Annotated in this window: 21 protein-coding genes and 1 pseudogene; 6 read left to right on the top strand and 16 right to left on the bottom strand. The window is 34.0% G+C overall.

The window, feature by feature from the left end:
* Positions 1 to 4: 4 nt before the first annotated feature.
* The 7 genes from AC07SW_RS10420 to AC07SW_RS10450 all read right to left on the bottom strand — a co-directional run bounded on the left by AC07SW_RS10420 (position 5) and on the right by AC07SW_RS10450 (position 6,668).
* Positions 5 to 1,030 carry a lysylphosphatidylglycerol synthase transmembrane domain-containing protein gene (locus AC07SW_RS10420; RefSeq protein WP_119907889.1) on the bottom strand — a complete coding sequence of 342 codons (1,026 nt, stop codon included), beginning with the start codon at positions 1,028 to 1,030 and terminating at the stop codon, positions 5 to 7.
* Positions 1,003 to 2,055, bottom strand: coding sequence for a glycosyltransferase family 4 protein (locus AC07SW_RS10425; protein WP_494632840.1), 1,053 nt, complete (start codon positions 2,053 to 2,055; stop codon positions 1,003 to 1,005). The genes AC07SW_RS10420 and AC07SW_RS10425 overlap by 28 nt, the downstream gene beginning before the upstream one ends.
* Before the next feature lie 24 nt (positions 2,056 to 2,079).
* A complete protein-coding gene (locus AC07SW_RS10430; protein ID WP_135081607.1) occupies positions 2,080 to 3,249 on the bottom strand; it encodes a glycosyltransferase family 4 protein in 1,170 nt (389 codons plus the stop codon).
* Positions 3,250 to 3,518: 269 nt separating this feature from the next.
* On the bottom strand, positions 3,519 to 5,240 hold the full coding sequence (ptsP, locus tag AC07SW_RS10435) for a phosphoenolpyruvate--protein phosphotransferase (protein WP_119907887.1): 1,722 nt from the start codon (positions 5,238 to 5,240) through the stop codon (positions 3,519 to 3,521).
* Positions 5,240 to 5,506, bottom strand: a complete 267-nt coding sequence (locus AC07SW_RS10440) for a phosphocarrier protein HPr (RefSeq protein ID WP_034570333.1) — start codon at positions 5,504 to 5,506, stop codon at positions 5,240 to 5,242. The genes ptsP and AC07SW_RS10440 overlap by 1 nt, the downstream gene beginning before the upstream one ends.
* 155 nt (positions 5,507 to 5,661) lie before the next feature.
* Positions 5,662 to 5,844 carry a protein YkzS gene (ykzS, locus tag AC07SW_RS10445; RefSeq protein ID WP_034570336.1) on the bottom strand — a complete coding sequence of 61 codons (183 nt, stop codon included), beginning with the start codon at positions 5,842 to 5,844 and terminating at the stop codon, positions 5,662 to 5,664.
* Between the two features lie 26 nt (positions 5,845 to 5,870).
* Positions 5,871 to 6,668: a carotenoid biosynthesis protein gene (locus AC07SW_RS10450; RefSeq protein ID WP_135025283.1), complete on the bottom strand. Its 798-nt coding sequence runs from the start codon at positions 6,666 to 6,668 to the stop codon at positions 5,871 to 5,873.
* A 188-nt stretch (positions 6,669 to 6,856) separates the two neighbouring features.
* On the opposite strand from AC07SW_RS10450, the gene AC07SW_RS10455 reads away from it, so the two are divergent.
* The gene (locus AC07SW_RS10455) at positions 6,857 to 9,088 is read left to right on the top strand and encodes an ATP-dependent Clp protease ATP-binding subunit (RefSeq protein WP_463684950.1); all 2,232 of its coding nucleotides are present in this window, start codon (positions 6,857 to 6,859) and stop codon (positions 9,086 to 9,088) included.
* A 42-nt stretch (positions 9,089 to 9,130) separates the two neighbouring features.
* Here AC07SW_RS10455 and AC07SW_RS10460 read toward each other — a convergent pair whose 3' ends face one another.
* Positions 9,131 to 10,501, bottom strand: a complete 1,371-nt coding sequence (locus tag AC07SW_RS10460; protein ID WP_119907884.1) for a TrkH family potassium uptake protein — start codon at positions 10,499 to 10,501, stop codon at positions 9,131 to 9,133.
* Positions 10,502 to 10,706: 205 nt separating this feature from the next.
* Between AC07SW_RS10460 and AC07SW_RS10465 the strand changes: the two genes are divergently transcribed.
* Together AC07SW_RS10465 and AC07SW_RS10470 are read left to right on the top strand one after the other, a co-directional pair.
* Entirely contained in the window at positions 10,707 to 10,985 is a 279-nt protein-coding gene (locus AC07SW_RS10465) for a DUF1827 family protein (protein WP_034570346.1), read from the top strand.
* Positions 10,986 to 11,143: 158 nt separating this feature from the next.
* Positions 11,144 to 11,419 (top strand): hypothetical protein, encoded by a 276-nt coding sequence (locus AC07SW_RS10470; RefSeq protein ID WP_494632842.1) that lies wholly within the window; start codon positions 11,144 to 11,146, stop codon positions 11,417 to 11,419.
* A 192-nt stretch (positions 11,420 to 11,611) separates the two neighbouring features.
* On the opposite strand, the gene AC07SW_RS10475 is transcribed toward AC07SW_RS10470, so the two are convergent.
* Positions 11,612 to 13,189 carry a peptide chain release factor 3 gene (locus AC07SW_RS10475; RefSeq protein ID WP_034570351.1) on the bottom strand — a complete coding sequence of 526 codons (1,578 nt, stop codon included), beginning with the start codon at positions 13,187 to 13,189 and terminating at the stop codon, positions 11,612 to 11,614.
* Positions 13,190 to 13,528: 339 nt separating this feature from the next.
* Here AC07SW_RS10475 and AC07SW_RS10480 point away from each other — a divergent pair, with 339 nt between their 5' ends.
* Complete coding sequence (locus AC07SW_RS10480; protein ID WP_034570353.1) at positions 13,529 to 13,999, top strand: hypothetical protein; 471 nt, start codon at positions 13,529 to 13,531, stop codon at positions 13,997 to 13,999.
* A gap of 50 nt (positions 14,000 to 14,049) precedes the next feature.
* Here the strand turns inward: AC07SW_RS10480 and AC07SW_RS10485 are convergent, their stop codons facing one another.
* The 5 genes from AC07SW_RS10485 to AC07SW_RS10505 all read right to left on the bottom strand — a co-directional run bounded on the left by AC07SW_RS10485 (position 14,050) and on the right by AC07SW_RS10505 (position 19,934).
* Positions 14,050 to 15,360 carry a hemolysin family protein gene (locus AC07SW_RS10485; RefSeq protein WP_119907882.1) on the bottom strand — a complete coding sequence of 437 codons (1,311 nt, stop codon included), beginning with the start codon at positions 15,358 to 15,360 and terminating at the stop codon, positions 14,050 to 14,052.
* Between the two features lie 90 nt (positions 15,361 to 15,450).
* Complete coding sequence (locus tag AC07SW_RS10490) at positions 15,451 to 16,026, bottom strand: thermonuclease family protein (RefSeq protein WP_494632844.1); 576 nt, start codon at positions 16,024 to 16,026, stop codon at positions 15,451 to 15,453.
* A 132-nt stretch (positions 16,027 to 16,158) separates the two neighbouring features.
* The gene (locus tag AC07SW_RS10495) at positions 16,159 to 17,514 is read right to left on the bottom strand and encodes an FAD-dependent oxidoreductase (protein ID WP_119907880.1); all 1,356 of its coding nucleotides are present in this window, start codon (positions 17,512 to 17,514) and stop codon (positions 16,159 to 16,161) included.
* Positions 17,515 to 17,767: 253 nt separating this feature from the next.
* Entirely contained in the window at positions 17,768 to 18,880 is a 1,113-nt protein-coding gene (locus tag AC07SW_RS10500; RefSeq protein ID WP_119907879.1) for an AI-2E family transporter, read from the bottom strand.
* A 19-nt stretch (positions 18,881 to 18,899) separates the two neighbouring features.
* On the bottom strand, positions 18,900 to 19,934 hold the full coding sequence (locus tag AC07SW_RS10505; RefSeq protein ID WP_485442055.1) for a M42 family metallopeptidase: 1,035 nt from the start codon (positions 19,932 to 19,934) through the stop codon (positions 18,900 to 18,902).
* Between the two features lie 199 nt (positions 19,935 to 20,133).
* Between AC07SW_RS10505 and AC07SW_RS10510 the strand changes: the two genes are divergently transcribed.
* Together AC07SW_RS10510 and AC07SW_RS10515 are read left to right on the top strand one after the other, a co-directional pair.
* The gene (locus AC07SW_RS10510) at positions 20,134 to 20,568 is read left to right on the top strand and encodes a GNAT family N-acetyltransferase (RefSeq protein ID WP_494632846.1); all 435 of its coding nucleotides are present in this window, start codon (positions 20,134 to 20,136) and stop codon (positions 20,566 to 20,568) included.
* Positions 20,569 to 20,643: 75 nt separating this feature from the next.
* Positions 20,644 to 22,046: pseudogene (locus AC07SW_RS10515) on the top strand (IS3 family transposase).
* Positions 22,047 to 22,121: 75 nt separating this feature from the next.
* Here AC07SW_RS10515 and AC07SW_RS10520 read toward each other — a convergent pair.
* Both AC07SW_RS10520 and AC07SW_RS10525 read right to left on the bottom strand, forming a co-directional pair.
* Positions 22,122 to 22,373, bottom strand: coding sequence for a DUF3006 family protein (locus AC07SW_RS10520; protein ID WP_119907878.1), 252 nt, complete (start codon positions 22,371 to 22,373; stop codon positions 22,122 to 22,124).
* A 24-nt stretch (positions 22,374 to 22,397) separates the two neighbouring features.
* Positions 22,398 to 23,420 (bottom strand): ComEC/Rec2 family competence protein, encoded by a 1,023-nt coding sequence (locus tag AC07SW_RS10525; protein WP_238328678.1) that lies wholly within the window; start codon positions 23,418 to 23,420, stop codon positions 22,398 to 22,400.
* Positions 23,421 to 23,481: the final 61 nt, after the last annotated feature.

Raw genomic sequence — 23,481 nt, forward strand, 5'->3', positions numbered from 1 at the left:
TCCATTACGCATTATCTTTTACGTTCTTAGAATCACCCGTAACTCCTAAAGCCACTGCCCCTAATAAAATACCCAAATAATAAGTAATCAGTCTCCATAATAATAACGCAATCGCTAATTTTTCCGGTGATAAAATAAAGCTACCAAAAAGAAGCGTAAAACTGTATTCAGCTCCTCCAGAACCACCAGGAATCGGAAATAGCGATACAATCATGACAATAAACGCATGCATACAAATAATGGTAATAATATCCATATCTTTAATTCCTAAACTTAATAAGATGAAATATGGAACAATAAAATAACCCGCTAATTGAACCGCTGTTAACAGTGCCGTTTTCAACAACAACAGTGTTTGCCCTCTTATATAAAGACTTTCATGATAAAAAGAATCTACTTTTAATACGATGTCTTCTTCAAGTAAACGCGCTTTTTCCTTATTCATAAAGATGGAAACAATTATCATTAACCAATGAACAATTTTTTTGGTTAGATTGACTTTAAAGGTAATCAAAAGTAAAACAGCAATCACAAGAATATGTGTGACTAGTCCTAAAATAACAAAGAATGCTAATCTAGAAATTTCTGTTACTAAAACATGATACCGCAACAACACACATAATCCAAAGTAAACCACAATCATTCCTTGATAAACGACAAACTTCATTAATAAGACCGAGCTTCCAATTCCAATGTCTACTCCCGTTTGCTTTAACGCTACCAACTGAGCCGGTTGTCCGCCGCTAGCAAATGGTGTAATCGAATTGAATAAATGTTGAATCAGTGGAATTCGATAAGATTTTTTAAAAGAATAACTAAAATTCTCCCTTTCCAACAATCCTTGAACAATCTTGGCTTCTACTGCCCATTGAAACAGCATACAAGCAATTGCAACAATAATCCAACTCCATTGAATTTGACGAAACTCTACCATTATCTCATGTAACGTTAAAGATCTGAATTCCCAGAAAAAAACACTTGCTCCAATAAGCAGAATGATGGCTAATGCCCATTTATTTCTTCTTTCCATAAAGAGTCTCCTTCTTGTTGTTGGTAAAAATCACACCAAATTTTCGTTAATCGCTCTTCTGAATAAGCAAGATTCCCTTGAATTGCAGCATCTTTTAATGACTCATATTCTTTTTTATTTTGTTGCAACTCACGTAAAATTTTATTCATTTCAGCACGGTCCGCAGCTGGCTTGTAATAACCATCAATCACCGGACGATATAACGGTAAATCTCTTAATAAGACTGGCGTTTCAGAAGAAAATGCTTCTAAAATACACATTGGAAACAATTCATTATACGAAGGCAATAAAAAAATATCCGCTAAATTATAGTAATCTAACATTTCTGTACGGTCAATAATTCCGACAAACTTTAGATTGCTAGGAGGTTGCTCCATTAATTTTTTGTATTTTTCATACCCATCCGTCATTTTCCCAAATGAAAAGCCACCTGCCCAAATAAACTGAACATCTGGTAACTCTTCCGCCAACTTGGCAAAGTCAAACACACCTTTTCGTTCTTGAACTTGTCCTGCACCAAAAACAATAAATTTTTCTTCTTCAATTTGATGGGTTTTTTTTAACGTTCTAATTTGCTCTTTTGTATACGGATAAAAATCCTTTTTTGCAACAAAATTAGGGATATAAGTAATTTTTTCTTTAGAAATGCCTAATTTTTCTAACTCTGGAATAAAACATGGATTTACCACTACTAAATGATCCATCCGACGATAAAAAGCAATGACATACCAATACAATATTTTCTCGATAAATTTAGGTAAATGAAGGCTTCCTTTTAAAGTATCTGGTACAAAATGAACGTAACCAATTCTTCTACCGAATCTCTTTCTAAAAAAAGTAGTAATAAAATAGTGTGGATCAATTGTATGATAATGGCTAATTGTTGTAGGTTTAAAACGGTTAATTTTAATATCTAAACGATCACTTGCTCTTGTTTTTAATAATTGCATTAACTCTAGATAGGCACTTCCAACTCCTTGCCCTTTCACTTTATCCGCAGAAGAAAACATTGTTATTTTTATCATTTATCTCACCATCATTTTCCAATATTATTTAGCTAGTTTAATTTGATTCTTTTTTTCACATTGATACAACTCATCAGATTCACTATAAAAATCTGCCACTCGCTTGCCAAATGCTGTAGCTGAAATATCATACAACAATTCATCTCGTTCAGCTTGTTCGGTTGTAAATGTCGTATTTAAAGTATTAATAATGGCGTCTGCCAAATCTTCATCTTTTTGAAAAACAACACCAAATTGGCCAGAACGAACCAAACTTCTCGTATATTCATTGTCTTTTACCACAATCTCAGTTCCTGATGCGATAGCTTCGATATACGTTAGACCTTGCGATTCTGATTCTGACGCACTTACAAATAAATTCGCCATTTGATAATACGCTCCGACTTCATCACTTTGTTTTTCTCCTAAAAATAGGACAGATTTATCAATAGTTAATTTAGCCGAAAGTTCTTCCAATGTTTGGCGGTAAGGTCCGTCTCCAACAATTACTAATTTTACATTTGGTTTTTCTAAAAGAACTGCTGGCATTGCCTTGATAATTGCTTCCGTATTTTTTTCTTTTGAAAGGCGGCTCAAGGATAGAATAATCGTTTCATCTTCTTCTAATCCCAGTTCTTGACGTATATTAACTGGATGTGTGGGATCAAATTTTTCTAAACTTACTCCTGTTGGAATAATTTCGATGTTACGCAAGACACCGTAGTGACGTAATTGGTCTAACACCCGCTTACTTGGTGCAATTACTCCTACTGTTCGATTGCAAAAATAACGAGACACCACTTTCACATGCGTTGGCCTTACCACTTTTCCATTTGCAATATAATGTAAATAATCCTCATACATCGTGTGGTACGTATGCACATGAGGTATATCTAAGCTGTGAGCGATATACTTACCCGTCAATCCCAAACTAAATTCCGTGTGGGTATGAATAATATCTAATTCTAATGCTTTCGCTTTTCTTAGAGCTAAATAAGCACCTCTGATTGCAATCCGTCGATCTTTAAATGAAAAGAATGGAATACTTGATAGACGAATAATATTTTTTTCATTATCTGGCGCACTAGGATCTGTTGTGGTGAAGATAGTGACCTGATGGCCTAATTTTTCTAGTTCTTCTTTTAACGTTCTAATTGATGTTGCGACTCCACTAACTTGTGGAAAATAAGTATCCGTAAAGATTCCAATATTCATCACAATTCCCTCCTTTAGAGTTATTTATGAATTGAAACATTAACTCTTTAACATTGAATTTAATTGTATAATTTATTGCGAGTTATTTAACTCGCCTAAGTGTTGATTTTTTATAAATAATGGCTACCTTATTTTTTTCGTACGTCAAAATCACATGATAAGTAAAATTATACACTTAATTGAAAGATATTGAAAGATTTTAACGTTTTTTCAAATTAAAAAAAGCTTTCTAACGAAGGAAAATCCTTCATTAAAAAGCTTCGTTAAATTTATTTAGTATATGACTCAACCAATGCAACAACTTCTTCAGCAGTATCACAATCATTGATTGCTTTATCAGCTAATTCAGCCATTTTAGTTGTATCTAGACGTTTCATCAAGCTACGAGTTTTCAAGATACTTGAAGCACTCATAGAAAATTCATCTAAACCAAGACCCATTAATAATGGTACAGCTGTTTGATCTCCAGCCATTTCGCCACACATACCCGTCCATTTTCCTTCTTTGTGAGAAGCATCAATTACGTTTTTAATTAAGCGTAAAATTGATGGGTTATAAGGTTGGTACAAGTACGAAACGCGTTCGTTCATACGGTCTGCTGCCATTGTGTATTGAATCAAGTCATTTGTTCCAATACTGAAAAAGTCAACTTCTTTAGCAAATTTATCAGCAATAACTGCAGCAGCTGGGATTTCAATCATGATACCTACTTGAATGTCATCTGCAACTGAAACACCTTCAGAAACTAATTTTGCTTTTTCTTCCATCAACATTGCTTTTGCTTGACGGAACTCGCCAAGTGTTGCAATCATTGGGAACATAATGCGTAATTTACCAAATACAGAAGCACGTAATAATGCACGTAACTGTGTACGGAACATATCAGGTTGTGCTAAACAAATACGAATCGCACGATATCCTAAGAAAGGATTCATTTCGTGTGGCAATGTTAAGTAAGGAAGTTCTTTATCCCCACCAATATCCATTGTACGAACTACGACAGCTTTGCCTTCCATACCTTCAAGAACGGCTTTATAAGCAATGAATTGATCTTCTTCTGATGGGAAATCAGGTGAATCCATATAAAGGAATTCAGTTCTGTATAATCCAACAGCTTCTCCACCGTTATCTTTAACACCAACTAAATCTTTTGGTGTTCCAATATTAGCAGCTAATTCAATGTGTTTGCCATCTAAAGTAACGGTTGCTTCATTTTTTAATTTGTTCCATTCAGCTTTTTGATCTGCGAATGCTTTTGCTTTTGCTTCATACGTTTTAACATCGCTATCTGCTGGGTGTACAAGTACATCCCCTTCAAGTCCGTCAATCACGATCATATCGCCATCTTTAACTTTAGCTGTAATTTCTTTTGTTCCAACGATTGCTGGAATCTCAAGAGAACGAGCCATAATTGCAGAGTGAGACGTACGTCCGCCGATATCAGTTACAAAAGCTTTTACAAATTTACGATCAAGCTGTGCTGTATCACTTGGAGTTAAATCATGTGCTACAACGATAACTTCTTCGTTAATCATTGATGGACTTGGTAATTTAACACCTAATAAATGACTTAGAACACGTTTTGTTACATCTTTGATATCTGCTGCACGTTCTTGCATGTAAGGATTATCTTCCATACCTTCAAACATACCGATAAACATATCCGTAACTTCTTTTAATCCGCTTTCAGCATTCACTTTATTATCTTTGATATTGCTTTCAATACTCCCGATTAATTCTGGATCAGACAGAACCATTAAGTGAGCATCAAAAACTTGAGCTTCTTCTTCTCCTAAGCTTTCAACAGCTTTTTGACGAATCATTTCAAGTTCTTCTTTTGCTTTATCTAATGCTTTTGCAAGACGTTCAACTTCTGAGTCAGAATCCTCAACTGTAATTTTGTTGAATGATAAATCGGGTTCAATTAGCATATATGCTTTAGCAATAGCAACGCCATCACTTGCAGCAATCCCTTTTAACATTTCAACCATTATTCAGCTAAGCCTTCTTTCTTCATTGTGTCTGCAATTGCATTGATTGCGTCTGCTTCATCAGCGCCCTCAGCAGTGATTACAACGTCAGCACCTTGACCAACACCAAGAGACATAACGCCCATGATTGATTTAAGATTAACTGATTTACCTTTGTATTCTAAGTTGATATCTGAGTTAAATTTACTTGCTGATTGCACCAAAAGTGTAGCTGGGCGTGCATGGATCCCTGTATCTGCTACCACATGAAATTCGCGTTTTTCCATTATAAGAAGTCTCCTTTAAAAAAAATTATTTTATTTAGAGTTAGCCCTGTTTGAATAAACAACACAGAAAATAACCCTTTCATCTTTAAAGATTACCATTTTTTTTGATAATCTACAACCATTTTCTTCGTTTCTTTAGTTACTTTATTCTTTTTTTAAGAAACATAACGGTAGACCACTTCTCCCAAAAGTTTAGCTTCCCCAATAATCCGATCTTTTTCAGGATGTTTAAGCCAACAATTTCGGAAGGTAATGAAGTCTTCTTTCTTAATTAGTAGCTCTGAAATTTCTTTGTTTACCAACTGTTCTAACTGCTGATTCATCTCTTCATTTGTCAAATGAACACCTACTTTCTGCTTTTTTATTAATCCTTTTTCTGTTTCTTTTTCGACAAATAATAGACAAGTGTAAAAAGCCCATTAAATACTATAAAGATAAAGGAAGCCAGATACATCTTAGCAAATAGTCCTAACCCTAATGCATATAAGGAAAAAACTAAATCGAGTAATAATAACTGATGCCTTGATTTCCACTCAAGACGCCTATGCCAATTATCCGATAATACCACAAATATTAAAATAAACGTATGCAATAACAAAATAACAATTGCCCAGGTAATGTAAACGGTGTAAGAAACAACACCGTAAATAAAGTCTCCTCCTTGCAACCATTCATATCTTTTAATATTTAAAATCATCGGAGCTAAGAGTAATTCCAAACTTAGAGACGCCATTGTCGCTCCAACTACATAACAAATCCCTCGACGAAACCGGTGATGAATTGATTTTGTAAGTTGTTTCCATAAAACATGAGACATTGCAATCATCATGACCCAGATAAAGCCTATTCCCAATGGGATTAATTGATGAAAATAATCATTCATTTCAATTGCTTGCTGACTTAAAAAGCTCGTATTATCTGTAACCATACTAATCCACTCAATACTAAAAGTCACGCCAATAATGACACAAACAATCATTAATCCTACCCAAACTGGGTATTCACTAATTAAATAAAGCACAACGTATCCAAAACCCAGACTTAAAAAAACAATAAAAAAGACTAACAATGTACGAACATCAGCTTGAATGAAAACAAACGGACCACTGATTCCACAAATTACAAATCCGAAAAACAAAAGCGTTCTGATTAATTCTTTCAAGCACTCACTCCTTTAAAAACTCGCTCTTCTATATTTTAGTAGATTTTTGCTCAAAAGTAAAAGACAAATTACTTGAAAGTCAGTAAAGGTCAGTGTATACTATCATCTAGAAGGTCAACATTGGTCAACTATTTAATTTGCCCTTCTAAAGCTAAAAATCAACTATGAACTGAAAGGTTGTGACACTTATGTTATGTCAAAATTGTAACCAAACTGAATCAACAATTCACCTATATACAAATATGAATGGACAACGTGGACAAATTGACTTATGTCAAAATTGCTATCAACTATTAAAAGATGCAAAGGAACGTGGTGAACTTAAAATGAACCGACAAACACCAGATCCATTTGGAATGGGTGGGCTAGATGAATTTTTCAAAGCCTTCCAAAACCAAGCACTTTCAAATCAATCTGCCACTCCTCCTACTCAAAGCGGCGGTCGTGGAGGAAGTAACATACCTCCTCAAGGCAAACAAAATGGATTACTAGGAGAATACGGGACAAACTTAACTGATTTAGCTCGTAAAGGCGAAATTGACCCTGTAATTGGACGTGACATCGAAATTGAACGCGTCATTGAAATTTTAAATCGTCGGACTAAAAATAACCCTGTCTTGATTGGTGAACCAGGTGTAGGTAAGACTGCTGTAGTTGAAGGATTGGCGCAAAAAATCGTTAACGGCGAAGTCCCTCAAAAATTAACCAATAAAGAAGTCATTCGCTTAGATGTAGCTAGTCTTGTTCAAGGAACAGGAATTCGAGGACAATTTGAAGAAAGAATGCAACAATTGATGGATGAATTAAAGAAAAATCCACACATCATTCTATTTATTGATGAAGTTCACGAAATAGTAGGTGCTGGTAGCGCTGAAGGTAGTATGGATGCCGGCAATATGTTAAAACCTGCTTTAGCACGTGGTGAACTACAAATGGTAGGAGCTACTACCTTAAAAGAGTATCGTACGATTGAAAAAGATGCAGCCCTAGAAAGAAGAATGCAACCAGTCCGTGTGAATGAACCAACAGTTGATGAAGCCATCACAATTTTAAAAGGGATTCAAAAAAAATACGAAGACTATCATCAAGTTCATTACACAGATGACGCAATAAAAAATGCCGTTACACTTTCTCACCGTTATATTCAGGATCGCTTCTTACCCGATAAAGCCATTGATTTATTAGATGAGTCAGGTTCTAAAAAGAATTTGACGATTCAAACGGTTGATCCTCAAATTATTGAAGATAAAATTGCTGATGCTGCTCGTCAAAAACAAGTCGCTTTGCAAGCCGAAGATTATGAAAAAGCAGCTTTCTACCGAGATCAAGCAGCTAAATTCTCTGCCATGCGAGATCAACAACAACCAGAATCAGATAAACCCATTGTTACTGAAAAAGACATGGAGCAAATCATTGAAATGAAAACAAATATTCCAGTTGGCGATATCAAAGAAAAAGAACAAACTCAATTGCGCAACTTAGCGATTGACTTAAAATCTCACGTTATTGGACAAGACGAAGCAATTGATAAAGTTTCAAAAGCGATTCGCCGCAGCAGAATCGGTTTAAATAAAAAAGACCGGCCAATTGGCTCTTTCCTATTTGTTGGACCAACAGGTGTTGGGAAAACAGAATTAGCCAAACAACTGTCATCTGAGTTATTTGGTACTAAAGATTCACTGATTCGCTTTGATATGAGTGAATATATGGAAAAACACAGTGTCGCAAAACTGATTGGTTCTCCTCCTGGTTATGTTGGTTATGATGAAGCGGGTCAATTAACTGAAAAAGTGCGTAGAAACCCCTATAGCATTATTTTGTTAGATGAGATCGAAAAAGCACATCCAGATGTCTTGCACATGTTTCTACAAATTCTGGATGATGGACGTCTAACGGATGCTCAAGGACGCACCATAAGTTTTAAAGACACGATTATTATCATGACAAGTAATGCAGGTACAGGTGTAGTTGAAGCAAGTGTAGGATTTGGAGCCACATCAAGTGGAAACCAACATTCTGTCTTAAATCATTTAACCGATTTCTTTAAACCAGAATTTATCAATCGTTTTGATGCGATTGTTGAATTCAATCAGTTAGATAAAACGCATCTTATTCAAATTGTAGATTTAATGTTACAAGACGTTAATACTATGCTTAACGATCAAGGAATTTCAATTGATGCTGATGAAGCTGTAAAAGATAAGTTAACCACTCTTGGCTACGACCCAAAAATGGGTGCAAGACCCCTACGTCGTGTTATCCAAGAACAAATTGAAGATAAGATTGCCGATTTTTATTTAGATCATCCGACAATCAAAGAGCTTTCTGCTCATTTAAACGATCAATCTGAAATTGTTGTTGCTCAAAAGGAAAAACTTCCTGCAACATCCACAGAAAAAATCATTAGAATAGAAGACTAGAAAAAAGACACGCCATTTAATGATGAGCGTGTCTTTTCTATTTTATCCAATAATGATCTTCTCTGTCGGATACAAATAATTTAAATCTTCTTTCTCTTTTGGAACAAGCAACATCAGCATGTATAACATCCCTACTCGACCAATAAACATTAACAAAATAATTACTAATTGACCAAATATACTTAAACTAGATGTGATTCCCATAGATAAACCCGTTGTTCCAAAAGCAGAAGATACCTCAACAATAATTGAAATCAAACTATGCTTTTCCGTAACACTTAAAACCAATACACTAAAAAAACAAAGCGCAATCGATAAATTTAAAACAACGATTGACTTTTTCACATCATCGTTATGAATTCTACGACCAAAAATATTAATATTTTCACGACTTCTAATAAACGAAAACAAATAAAGCACCACAATTGCTAATGTAGTTGTCCTTACTCCTCCGCCAACAGAACTTGGACTCGCACCGATAAACATCAAAACAGAAAACAATAACAACGTCCCATCGCTAAAGTTGCTAATTGGTGTCGTTACTAATCCAGCGTTCCTTGTACTCACAGAATAAAACATCGAGTAAAATGCACTTTCTGTAAAATTCATTCCTTTAAAGAACGCACTCGATTCCAACAACCAAATCAAAACGGTTCCTAAAATAAATAAAACGAGAAATGAATAAACTGATAATTTAGTAAACAACGAAAAACGAAAAGGCAAATCATGAGGTTTTTTGCGGTATTTAAAAAAAGCCTTAATCTCAATCAAAACAGGAAATCCAATTCCACCAACAACAATTAAAAACATCACAATGAATTGCACAAAGTAATCAGTTGAAAAATCCATTAAAGAATTCCCAGTAATATCAGCTCCTGAATTAGTAACAGCCGAGACAGCCGTATAAAAACCATAAAAAAGAGCATCTTTGATTGAGTCGTAGTACCCCAGAAAATGTAGGCTAAGAATAATTCCTCCAACTAGCTGAAAACCGATGATAATAACCAACGCATTGCGAATCAACCGCACAATTCCACTTAAATTGGGTTGGTTCATATCTGTCATAATCAACTGACGCTGTTTCAATGAAATTCTTTTTTTAGATAAAATAAAAAAAGACGTAGAAACCATCATAATCCCTAAACTTCCAAGCTGAAATAAAACACCTAACAAAGCAATACCACCGCGGTTATACGTTTCACCTAAATCAATAGTACTCAATCCGGTTACACTAATCGTACTTACTGCAGTAAATAAAATATCAATTAATGAAAGGTGAACACCTGGCTTTTGAAAAATTGGCAAGCTTAATAAAATAGCCGCAACCAAAACAGCCATAAAATAAAATGACACAATAATTTGAATAGATGAAAAACGGCTAAATAAATAAGGAACTATTTTTTTACGTTGCAACTTCTTACCACCCTCCTTGCAATCCTTAGCGTACAAATTTGTAACTCACACTTAAGAAAATAAATCACTTAATTCCTATCATATCATATTTTAATTAAAATATGAGAATCCTAGTAAAACTACCAAGCGATTATCTTTGAAATCATTGTTAAAAAGTTATATAATAATTGAAAGTAAGCGATTTTATAAAATGAGGTGACGAGAGATGAAATTAATTGATGTGACAAATAACCACTCTTCATTAGTAGCTGAACAATTAGGAAATACCGATGCAACTTTTATCAAAGTATATTCATTAGGACCAACCACGGTTATTTTTTCTGGAGCAGACACACATAAAGACGTTGTGTTAACCAATAAAGAACGCCAAATAAAAAATAATGAAATTAGCTATGCAATTTCAGAAATACTTAATTCGACACCCGAGCAAGTTGATATTTTACAATCTCCTAATTTAGTGGAGGTTTCACTTGCAACAGCTTAAAAACGGTTATCTTCTAATAAAATTAGAAGATAACCGTTTTTTTAGGACATAGAATAAAAAGTTTTTTTAATAATCAGATTGAGTATCCTTATTTTAAGTAATCCATTAGATAATAGCATGCACTATATAGTATAATTACCTAAAAAGGAGAAGTGATGATGAATACATTTAACTTAGCGTACGGATGGACACTTAACACCCAAAAATCTCTTACAGTACTAACAAATGAATTTGGCCAAGTTGGCATTATTTATTCTGAAAAAAATTTTGGTGATACCCAGACTCTCCTACTTCAGCTTTCTGAAGATATGCTCTCTATGAATTCAATTCCACACCACATTGAAAAGGTTGATGTTTCACTAAAAAAAGTGATTACCGTTTCATTAGCTCATTATATAATAGAATGGGAAAAAGATAATAAAGTTCCTAAATAAACTAAATCATTCTCAACTTTCAAAAAAAATTTGTAGCCATTCATAAAAATGAGTGGCTTTTTAAGCTTATTTAGTTAGCTATGTCCCAATAGACTTTTGACTAATTTTGAAAAATTAATCAAAAAGAGTCCCATTTTATCAAAGTTTGACAAAATGGAACTCTGATGAAAATAATTTCTATTACCGTTTATTTTACAGTAAAGAAGTTAATTCAATATCCGGATATTTATCCGCAAACCAACGCATTGCAAATTGATTTTCAAATAGGAATAATGGTTGGTCGTGACGATCCTTAACAAGCAAGTTACGACTTGATGACATATTCTCATCCAAATCTTCTGGCTTAATCCAGCGAGCAATTTTTGAACCCATTGGTGTCATTACAACTTCCGCATTGTACTCATGTAACATACGATATTGGAACACTTCAAATTGCAACTGACCGACCGCTCCAAGAATATAATCTTCCGTGTGGAACGTACGGTACAACTGAATCGCACCTTCTTGAACTAATTGATTTACGCCTTTATGGAATGATTTTTGTTTCATCACATTTTTAGCGTTTACTTTCATAAACATTTCTGGTGTAAATTGTGGCAATTTTTCATACTGAACATTCATTTTCCCAGCATATAAAGTATCGCCAATTTGGAAATTACCTGTATCGTATAACCCAATAATATCTCCTGCTACGGCCTTTTGAACCGTTTCTCGACTTTCAGCCATAAACTGAGTTGAATTACCTAATTTAATTTTTTTATTTGTCCGCGCTAGCGTTACATCCATACCACGATCAAATTCACCTGAGCAAATTCGAACAAAGGCAATACGGTCACGGTGAGCTGGATTCATATTCGCTTGAATTTTGAAAATAAAACCAGAAAATTCATCGCTGTAAGGACTAATTGCCTCGCCATCTTCATCGCGATGAGCAGTTGGACTTGGAGCAAAGTCTAAATAGGTATTCAAGAAGGTTTCGACACCAAAGTTTGTCAACGCTGAACCGAAAAAGACTGGAGTTAACTCACCGTTGGCTACTCGTTCTTCAGAAAAGCTATTGCCAGCTTCATTTAAAAGAGCCACATCTTCTAACGCTTGATCGTATAAGGTAGACATTTTAATTGGATGATCGCCTTCAATTTCGCCATCTTCATTTAAATCGATAAATCGCTCTCCACCATTTTCTTCAGGACGGTGAATCTCGATTTTTTTGTGGTAATTGTCATATAAACCAAGTAAACCTTTTCCCATACCGATTGGCCAATTCATTGGGTATGAATCAATCTCCAATACTTCTTCAAGTTCTGCTAATAAATCCAATGGCTCTTGTCCATCACGATCCAACTTATTGATAAAAGTAAAAATAGGAATCCCACGCATACGACAAACTTTAAATAGTTTTTTTGTTTGTGGTTCAATCCCTTTAGCACTATCGATAACCATCACAGCACTATCTACTGCCATTAACGTACGATACGTATCCTCAGAAAAATCCTCATGTCCTGGTGTGTCTAAAATATTGATACGTTTTCCATCGTAATCAAATTGCATCACGGAACTTGTTACTGAGATTCCACGTTGTTTTTCAATCTCCATCCAATCGGATTTTGCAAACTTACCTGATTTTTTTCCTTTAACTGTTCCTGCTTGGCGAATCGCACCACCAAACAATAGTAATTGTTCTGTAATAGTTGTTTTACCCGCATCTGGATGGGAAATAATCGCAAATGTCTTCCGTGATTGTACTTCTTCTTTTAACTTTTGATCCATAGATAATCCCTCATTTAATTGTTTTTTTATTCTATTCTTTATTGTTAATTTACAACTCGTTATTGTTCTTATTTATAGTAATCAGCTACATTAGACTGTTCCTCATTTTATTAGTTATTTTATGAAGCAGATATTTCATTCCGTTGATTTTTATTTAAAAATTTAAAAAAATCGCATTAACTCAACTATTATAACATTTTCTCACCCTTTTTGAATACCAATTTTTGAAGTTTCTTATTTTCAACCAACATTTATGTCTATTTTTCACTTTTTCATTAGAAAGAATAGACTTATGATTATCATTTAGTTAAACTATTTATTATAGTGGGAGGAGATTTGATGATAGAGTCAACATACCAAGTTATTGCAAATTTTATTGAACCTCATAAAAATGAAATCATTGAAGGTTGGTATCAGAAAGAGTATATTCTGACAAAAGAATATCAACTACGCTCAAGATATACTGAATTTGGAAAAAATATCAAAGATCAAGTACATTATATGTTTCAACAAGCGATTGAAACTAATTTTAATGCTGCTTCGTTACAAAAACTACACTATCAATTTGGAGAAGATCGCGCTGCGCTGTCCACTTCTCTTGAAGATATGCGGAAAATGATTTTTTCATATGAAGAATACTTGCTTCGCTATTTACAACAGGCTAAAGAAATTAATCTATTAACGATCAGCTATCAGAAACTTTTTGATTTTTCGATTGCTATTCATAGTTTTTTCACATTGAGCTTCGAAGCTATTTTATCTGGCTATATGAATTTTTTCATCAGCAATATAAGGGATGCTTTTTGCTAAATACTTAAATAAAAAACCCCATAAACAAAAAATGTTTACGGGGTTTTTGGTTAAATAGATAACGGTTTGACAAGAATACTAACTAATCGTGAATTTTCTACTTCTTGAGTTGTCAATTCAATTGATTCCGTTACTAATGTTAAATGTTCGCCTTGTTCTGGAATCGTCCCCAGTTCTGTCAGCATATAGCCTGCAATCGTATCTACATCTTTTCCTTCAATTTCAACTTCAAACAAATCATTGAATTTCTCGATTGGCATTCGGCCTTGTACAAGATAACTACCATCATCGATTTTTGCGTATAAATCTGAAATTTCATCATACTCATCTTCAATTTCACCAACGATTTCTTCTACTAAATCTTCAAGAGTTACAATCCCAACAACTCCGCCATATTCATCTAAAAGAATGGCCATTTGATTTTGAGTTTTCTTTAATTCAAATAATAAATCATCTGTAAAAATCGTTTCAGGAACAAATAAAGCTTCATTAATTGTATCTTTAATGACTAGTTTTTCAAATCCAACTCTTCGAGCTTCTTTCAAGATATTTTTTAAATGAATTACGCCAATAATCTTATCTTTGTCTTCTTCATAAACAGGAACTCTTGAATATTTACAATCTAATAATAAGTCAATATTCATATCGTCACTGTCATTGATATCAATCATAAATGTGTCAGTTCTTGGAACCATAATTTCTCTTGCCATTTTAGTATCTAACGAAAAGACACCTTTTAACATGTGAAATTCAGAAGCTTCTAACACACCGTCTTTTTGACCGCTTTCAATTATAAAACGCATTTCTTCTCTTGTTAATTTATCTTCGTTAAGATCGATTTCCATCGGTGTCAGTTTCACCAAGATGTTTGTCGAAAAGGAAAGAAAGGCAACAAAAGGCTTCATTAGTTTTTCAATCAGTGAAATAATGCCAACACTCATTTTGGAAACTTCTTCTGCTTTTTGCATCGCAATTCTTTTTGGATACAATTCTCCAAAAACCAATGTAACATAAGATAAAACAACCGTAACAATAATAATAGAAACCTCTTTAGCCCAAGGTTCGTAATTAAAAACAGGCTCCAATCTAGTGGCAATACTCGTTGCTGCTGATGCACTGGAAAAGAATCCTGCCAATGTAATTCCTACTTGGATTGTTGCTAAAAAACTATTTGGGTTTTCAAGCAGCTTTACTAACTTTTGCGCTTTGCGATCACCCTCATTTGCTTGGTTTTCCATTTTATTCTTATTAAGAGAAACTAACGCTATTTCTGCTGAAGCAAAAAAAGCATTTAAAAACGTTAAAGCTAAAATTAAAATCAACTGTCCTACAATCGACTGACTACCAGGGTCAGGGGTCATTCAAACATCCACTCCTCTTTCTATTTTCGATATTTTTAGTGAATTCAATCATAGCACATCTAACGAAGTTTGACAATCTTTGACCTGATATTAATAACTAGTGTAACTTTCTTTTTTAATTTCATTGAATCCTTTTTTTCCAACATAATCTTTAATCGACCAAATATTCTTTCGATCCGCTTTTGCCTCTTTTTCTGCCTGGTTGATAATGTCATAATATAGTTCTTTACCATTAAAATAGCCAACTCGTGCTAATCCTTCTCTTACAAGAACTTCTTCGACTAATTCATCATCTGCATACAAATAAGCTAAGACCCGATTATATTGATCAACTGCATCATGGTTAGGATCATAAACGATCGATAGTTCTTTACCTTTCAAATACTCCGTTAAAAATTCTTTGGCTTCTTTACCAAAAGGCTGTGCTTTACCAGTTTTTTGAGTGTTGCTTTCTGGAGTATCCACCAGCAGCAAACGCATTCGTTTACGTTCGCCTTCTTCTCTCATAATAATCGTGTCTCCGTCAACGACTCTTTCTAGTTCAACTGCTGTTCGTTTTGTATCTTCACTTGGACCTTTTGTTTGATCATCAGTAACAAAAAAAGTGCCTATTCCAATAAATATAATGGCTATAATAGAAGCAAAAACTTGATTTCTTCTTTTCATATTTCCACTCCTTTTTTTAAAAGCTGTTTTTACTTTATCATAATTTGTGTCAAAATTGAAATTAAAAAAATATCATAAAAAAAGCTAAAGATTCAGAGAACTGAATCTTTAGCTTCCTATATATAGTCCATTTTATTTTGCTAGTTTACGCTCTTGCTCAACAGCTGCTTGCGCTAAAATATTTAAATAGTTCCAAGGACGATCAAAGTGAGGTTGGAAGAAGAAATCTACATAAGCCAAATCCTCAATCGTCATTTTATTTTGAACACATAAAGATAACGTATTGGCAGATTGTGTCACATCATATTTTGACATGATTTGACCTCCAACAATCCGATTCGTTCCTACTTCATAAACTAATTTCATCGTTACTTTCTCTGTTGTCGGCATAAACTCTGGACGATAATTATCTTCTACAACTACTGAACGAACCTCTACGCCAAAATGAGGAGCGCTATTTTCAGTCAATCCGGTTGAACCTATATTAAAACCAAATAAATATAAACCAGAAGTTGCTTGCGTGCCACGATATTTAACTGTTGGAGAAACAATATTTTTTCCAACTAAAGCTCCCATTCTAACTGCATTTGTAGCTAACGGAATATACGCAGAGCCTCCAGTTGGGTTATAATGAACCGCGCAACTATCGCCAGCAGCAAAAATCGCTTCATCGCTTGTTCTCATATATTCATCCACTACGATGGCACCATTTGGCAACATCTCTACTTTATCCTTCAACAAATCAGTATTTGGTTTAAATCCAACACATAAAATAACTAAATCAGCCTCATATTCTCCAACTGGTGTTTTCACAGCTGTCACAGCACCTGATTCATTGGCAACAAATTTCTCGACTGTTTGGTTTAAAGCTAGCGTAACGCCTCTTTCTTGTAAATCATGCTCTAAAACAGAAGTGAATTCAGCATCTAAATATTTGTTTAAAATACGATCTAATCCATCAACTAGCGTTACTTGCTTGCCAGATTCTGCAAATGCCTCAACTAATTCAATTCCAATATAGCCACCACCAACAATGACAATCTTTTTAGCATTTTTTGATTCTTTAATAATTTCATTTGCTTGGTTATAGTTTTTACACAAAAGAATATTTTCACTATTGATTCCATCAATTGGAGGAATAATTGGCCATGATCCGGTTGTCATTACCAATTTATCATAGTTTTCTTCAAATGTTTCTCCTGTTTTTAAATTCTCAATTAAAACAACCTTATTCTCATTATCGATATTTTTCACATTGTGTTCCATGTTAATTTCCGCGCCCATCGAAGCAAGTTCTTCAGGACTTGAATAAAATAAACCTGCAGGATCTTTCACAACTCCACCAACATACAACGCAATCCCACAAGATAGAAATGAGACATTGTCATTACGCTCATATACTGATACTGATGCATCTGGATGTTCATTTAAAATCGTCTTAACTGCTGCTGTTCCTGCATGTGTACAGCCTACTACTACTACTTTCATAAGGTGAATTCCTCCTTGTATTTGATATCAATTAGCTTTATCTAATTGATAATAATAATCATTATTACAAAGTAACTATATCACAAAGAGTTTCAGAAATCTATTATTTAACCTATCGTTTCGATAATTTTTTACTTCTAGTTAAAATAACAGTTTGTTAGATAATTAGCAACAGCGCTTACAATAGTGATTCTATGCACAATCTATTCAATAAAAAAAAAGAGAACTATTCGTTTAAATAGTTCTCTTTTTTTTATTTTTCTATTTTAGTTTCAGTAACTCGATGTTCTTTTCGAAGTTTTAATATATCGTATACATATAAAATAACAGTTTTTGTTACTGCATAAAATGGTACTCCTAAAATCATACCAATAATTCCAGCGATGTTTCCAGCAACTAGTAAAATAATAATAATCGTTAAAGGATGGATCGCTAATGTTTTCCCAATAACATTAGGTGAAATTAGATTGCTATCAATTTGTTGGACAATCAATACAACTACGCATACTAGAATTGCTTTAAACGGTGAATCAATAAAACCAATAATTAATGCCGGCGCAATTCCGATATATGGACCAATAAAGGGAATAATATTCGTAATTCCTGCAATAAAGCCTAATAAGAAGCCATAAGGTAAATCAATTATCAAATAACCTATGAAGGTAAAGGTTCCAACAAATAAACAAACTAGCGCTTGTCCACTAATATAAGAAGCAATTGTATTGCTCATTTGTGACAATAACTCACTTACTTTATCTCGATAATCAGAGGGAACAAATTTTGTGACAGACGGTCCAAATTTATCGCCATCCTTAAACATATAGAATAATACAATTGGGACTGTCAATACGACAATTGTCATGTTTGTTACCGCCCCAACGATAGAGCCTACGCTAGTTGTGACACCACTAAAAACATTTTTTGCAATTTTTTCAATTGAAAAGTCAGAACTTTGTAATTTTTCTTCAAGTTTTAAATCTTTTAACCAGCCTTGATTGATTAAATCATTAGAACTGGATTCTAAATCTTTTAAATACTTTGGAACATTGTTAACCAGTTGTCCGATTTGACTCACTAAGTTAGGAATTACTGCCATTGCTAAAAAGACTAGTCCGCCAATTAATAACAAGAAAATAATGGCAATTCCATACCCTCGCTTTATTTTCATTTTTTCTAATAAATGGATCAATGGATTCAACATATAATATAAAAATCCAGCAATCACGATTGGAGCAAATAATGTTGAAATGAATGTTCCAACAGGTGCAAAGAGAAAGTCAATCTTTGTACAAATAAAAATTAACACGGCAATAATAAGTAACCAGATACTCCAAAACATTAAACTTGATTTTTTAAATAACTCCATATAATTTTTACTACCCCTTTTAAATTATTTTAGTAAATAAATACGCTTCAACTAACTGTTCAGTTGCAACAATTGATTCTTCATGTGTTCGTTCATAAGCATGACTTGAATCAATGCCTGCACCAATCAAAGCATGTTTCACATCGGCTCCAGCCCGCATTGCAGCAGATGCATCACTGCCATAATAAGGATAAATATCCAATTGATAAGGAATTTGATTCGCTTCACATAACTCAGTTAATTGCTTTCTCAATTCATAATGATACGGTCCGCTACCATCTTTAACACAAATTGAGACTGAGTATTCATCGGTTTGCTGATCGTCTCCCATCGCTCCCATATCAACAGCTAGATACTCTACTACCTTATCGTTAATATTTGAATTTCCACCATACCCAATTTCTTCGTTATTTGAAATAAAGAAGTGGGTTGTATGTGGCAGACTAAGTTGTTCTTTTTTTAATTTTGTTAACAATTGAAGTAAAATAGCCACACTAACCTTATCGTCTAAATGACGTGATTTAATAAAACCTGCTTTTGTAATTTCTGTTCGTGGATCAAAACTAACAAAATCTCCTACTTGAATCCCTAGTTCTTCTGTTTCTTCTTTAGAGCGAACTTTTTCATCTATTCGTACTTCCATATTTTCTTGATTGCGTTCCGCAGTGCCTGCATCTTTATACACATGAACGCTCGTTTGGTGCATTAAAATTGTTCCACTATATGTTTTTCCATGCGTTGTTTGAATTTGGCAGTATTCCCCTTCGATTGCATTGTATTTAAACCCACCAACTAAATCTAGTTTTAAGCGACCGTCAGGCTTAATCCCTCTTACCATTGCACCTAATGTGTCAACGTGAGCCGTCACAAAACGATGTTGTTCATGATTAGTGCCCTTAACAGTGACAATTAAACTCCCTTTATGATTGACTTTTGTTTCATATCCAAGTGTTTCAAGATACTTCTTAATATAGTTGATAATTTCATAAGTATTTCCAGTAGGTGAAGGGATAGTTGTTAACGTTTCCACCCATTTGATTGTTGTTTTTTCCATTTTCCAAACCCCTATCTAAAATTTCATACACTTATTACAGTATACATTAATTTATTCATAAATAAACCGCCTAAAGTCTGATAAATCATCTATTTATAAAATAATTGGCAGAGCACTTATTTTATGCTACTCTAGTATGAAAACCATCAACTTTAAATTGATGTGTTCGTTTTTATATTATAACATAGGAGTGATAAATTTGAACTTTATATGGACAACCGATTTACAATCAACTACGTATCAAGATGCTTTGACAATTCGCAAAAAAGTTTTTGTTGAAGAACAGCAAGTAGACTTATCAATTGAAATAGATGATTTAGAAGATCAAACATTTCATGTAACAGGATACCTCAATGAAAAAGCTGTTGCTACTGCACGCTTATACCCTGTTACAGCCACAGAATTTAAAGTTCAGCGAGTTGCGGTTTCCAACACCTACCGTGGACAGCAATTAGGACAACAATTAATGAAAGAAATTGAACGTTTTGCCAAAGAAAATCAAAAGAACACTTTAATTTTAGGCGCGCAAGATCAAGCTATTGGTTTTTATGAAAAATTAGGCTATCACACATACGGAGAAGGTTTTTTAGACGCTGGAATTCCTCATCATATGATGAAAAAAGAACTTATATAAAAAAAAGATTTCAGCAACATTGAGCCGACCCCCAAAAGTTAGACCCAAAAATCTAACTTTTGGAGGTCTTTTTGTATGGCAAAATATAGTTTAGAATTCAAATTAAAAATTGTTCAAGAGCATCTTGAAGAAAAAAGAGGAATAAATTGCTTAGCAAAAAAATATGGATTTAATTGTAACACTCAAATAAGAAAGTGGATCCATGCGTATAATGAATTGGGTGAAGAAGGACTACTTCGTAGTCGGAAATGTAGGAATTACTCTGTTCAATTTAAGTTAGATGCGATAGAGTTGTATTTAACTACAGAGTTGTCCTATCAAGAAGTAGCCAATCTTCTCAAAATGAACAATCCACCATTGATTGCGAATTGGCTTAAAACCTATCGTAAGCTTGGTATAGATGGACTCTCTAAACAGAAAGGACGTCCACCTACAATGTCTAAGAAAAAACGAAATGAAATCCAGCCATTACCAAGTGAACAATCTCAATTAGATAAACTAGAAAAAGAAAATAGAATGTTAAAAATTGAGAACGCCTATTTAAAAGAATTGAGGAGGCTGCGTTTAGAGGACGAACAAAAAATGAACGAATCGCGCGAATCATTCACAGCCTCCGAGGATACTTTCGATTAAAAGATATTCTGGAAACCCTAAGGTTTCCAAAATCCACTTACATGTACTGGCAAAAAAGCCTCGACAGAACAACTTCAACACAAATGATTGAAGAAGAAATTCAAGCGATTCGTAAAGAACATCAACATTATGGCTATAGAAGAATGACACAAGAATTAAAACGACGTGGATACCAAGTAAATAAAAAGAAAGTACAGCGATTAATTCAAAAGCTACAGTTACAAGTCAAAGCATTCACCAAGAAATCTAGGAAATATAATTCATATAAGGGAACCGTTGGGAAAGTAGCTAAAAACTTGATTCATCGAAGATTCAACACTTCGGTCTCTCATCAAAAAATCACGACGGATACAACTGAATTTAAATACTATGAAGCAGATGACGCGGGCATTCTTCGACAGAAAAAACTATATTTAGATCCGTTTATGGATATGTATAACAGTGAAATTCTAAGCTACAGCCTTTCTACTCAACCAAACGGTGAAACAGTTACGGCAGGGTTAGCAGAAGCAATTTCTCAAACAAATGATTGTCCCTATCGCCGCACCTTCCACTCTGATCAAGGCTGGGCTTATCAAATGAACACCTATGTACAAACATTAAAGGACAACCGTATCTTTCAAAGTATGTCTCGGAAAGGAACCTGTTTAGATAATTCTCCTATGGAGAATTTCTTCAGTATTCTAAAGCAAGAATTGTATTATGGCAAAATCTATCGGAGTCAAAATGAGTTAAGACGAGCAATTGAAAACTATATTTATTATTATAATAATCATCGAATCAAAGAAAAACTTAACTGGAAAAGTCCAGTAGAGTTTCGACAGTTCAATCAAAAAACTGCATAAAAAATAGAGTGGAAAAATCCACTCTATAAAAAGTCTAACTTTTTGGGGTCACTACAACATTGCTGAAATCTTTTTTTATTTTTTTGTTCGATTTAATAAAGCTTCTCTTTTTTCTTTCATTTTCTTTAAACGTCCTTCTTTTTCATTCTCTAAACGTTGAATACTTTTAATAAGTTTCCCATCAATTCGCTGGTAGGTTAACTCTAAAACGTCCCCTACTTGCACTTCTTTAGGAAGTTCATTTTCCAATACATACATTGGACTTTGTCCATTGTCTGGAATTAAGCGAGCAATTGAGTTTTCAATTTCTTCTAGGACTACTTTCATTTCATTAACCTCCAAGTCATTGCCTTATTTTTTTGTTGGCTCTACTGTATAACTTCCATCTTTGGCAACTGAAACCGTAATCGTTCCATTGATATCCGTTCCGTATACCGGAATACCTAATGCATTGATTCGCTCCATTGCTTCTATATTAGGATGATGATAGGTATTGTTAAGTCCCGCTGAGTAGATTGCAACTTTTGGATTAACAGCAGCTAACCAATCGGTACTACTGCTTTCTTTTGACCCATGATGGCCAATATGAAGCAGGGTTGAACTTAGTGATTTCCCATTCGCCAACAATTGCTTTTCAACGCGCTTAGCAGCATCTCCTGGAAACATTCCACTAAATTCTCCTATCGTTACTCTAGTGATGATTGAATCATCATTTTGATTGCTTTTAGCTTCATCTGTTGGATTAAACACTTCTAATTCAAATGGACCGATAGCTTTTGTTAATCCTGCTTTTGGTTCAAAATAAGCCGTATCCTTTTCAGCGATTGCATCCAGTAATTTTTCGTATACCTTTGTCGTTGCGTCGTGGCCATTCATCCAAACTTCTTTTACATCAAAATATTTCAATACCAAATCGCCATTTCCGATATGATCTGAATCATTATGAGTAAAAATCAATAAATCAATTTTACCACCTGTTCCAACATATTGATTTAAATAATCTATGATTCGTTTTTCTTTATCGTCGTATCGCCCTGTATCCATTAAGATTGTCGTACCATCTGAAGCTTGAATTAACGTAGCATCTCCTTGTCCAATATCTAAAAACCTAAAAATAGCATTTTCATTACTACTTGTAGATTCTTTTTTAGGAACTTCTACTGGCTGATACTCAGTTTCTTTTAGAATCATTTCTTTTAGCTCATTAGGTAACTGAACAACTTTATCGACTAAAGACGCATTAGAATCTGTATTTCGTCCAATAACAACTCCAATCATGATACAAAGAATCATTGCTAATAAAACAAAAGATGCTTTTAACTGAAATCGTTGTTTTTTTGTTAATTTTTTATTTTTTTTTCGTTTGGTTGCCACATTTATCCCTCATTCAACTAAATTCTATAAAAAACAACTCACTTCACCTAGAAGAAAGTTG

Source organism: Carnobacterium sp. GW821-FHT04C06, assembly GCF_059420345.1.

Bases quoted from the DNA above. Each gene is read 5' to 3' on its own strand.
- AC07SW_RS10420 (WP_119907889.1), bottom strand. From the start codon at position 1,030: ATGGAAAGAAGAAATAAATGGGCATTAGCCATCATTCTGCTTATTGGA.
- AC07SW_RS10425 (WP_494632840.1), bottom strand. From the start codon at position 2,055: ATGATAAAAATAACAATGTTTTCTTCTGCGGATAAAGTGAAAGGGCAA.
- AC07SW_RS10430 (WP_135081607.1), bottom strand. From the start codon at position 3,249: ATGAATATTGGAATCTTTACGGATACTTATTTTCCACAAGTTAGTGGA.
- ptsP (WP_119907887.1), bottom strand. From the start codon at position 5,240: ATGGTTGAAATGTTAAAAGGGATTGCTGCAAGTGATGGCGTTGCTATT.
- AC07SW_RS10440 (WP_034570333.1), bottom strand. From the start codon at position 5,506: ATGGAAAAACGCGAATTTCATGTGGTAGCAGATACAGGGATCCATGCA.
- AC07SW_RS10455 (WP_463684950.1), top strand. From the start codon at position 6,857: ATGTTATGTCAAAATTGTAACCAAACTGAATCAACAATTCACCTATAT.
- AC07SW_RS10465 (WP_034570346.1), top strand. From the start codon at position 10,707: ATGAAATTAATTGATGTGACAAATAACCACTCTTCATTAGTAGCTGAA.
- AC07SW_RS10470 (WP_494632842.1), top strand. From the start codon at position 11,144: ATGAATACATTTAACTTAGCGTACGGATGGACACTTAACACCCAAAAA.
- AC07SW_RS10475 (WP_034570351.1), bottom strand. From the start codon at position 13,189: ATGGATCAAAAGTTAAAAGAAGAAGTACAATCACGGAAGACATTTGCG.
- AC07SW_RS10480 (WP_034570353.1), top strand. From the start codon at position 13,529: ATGATAGAGTCAACATACCAAGTTATTGCAAATTTTATTGAACCTCAT.
- AC07SW_RS10485 (WP_119907882.1), bottom strand. From the start codon at position 15,360: ATGACCCCTGACCCTGGTAGTCAGTCGATTGTAGGACAGTTGATTTTA.
- AC07SW_RS10490 (WP_494632844.1), bottom strand. From the start codon at position 16,026: ATGAAAAGAAGAAATCAAGTTTTTGCTTCTATTATAGCCATTATATTT.
- AC07SW_RS10495 (WP_119907880.1), bottom strand. From the start codon at position 17,514: ATGAAAGTAGTAGTAGTAGGCTGTACACATGCAGGAACAGCAGCAGTT.
- AC07SW_RS10500 (WP_119907879.1), bottom strand. From the start codon at position 18,880: ATGGAGTTATTTAAAAAATCAAGTTTAATGTTTTGGAGTATCTGGTTA.
- AC07SW_RS10505 (WP_485442055.1), bottom strand. From the start codon at position 19,934: ATGGAAAAAACAACAATCAAATGGGTGGAAACGTTAACAACTATCCCT.
- AC07SW_RS10520 (WP_119907878.1), bottom strand. From the start codon at position 22,373: ATGAAAGTAGTCCTAGAAGAAATTGAAAACTCAATTGCTCGCTTAATT.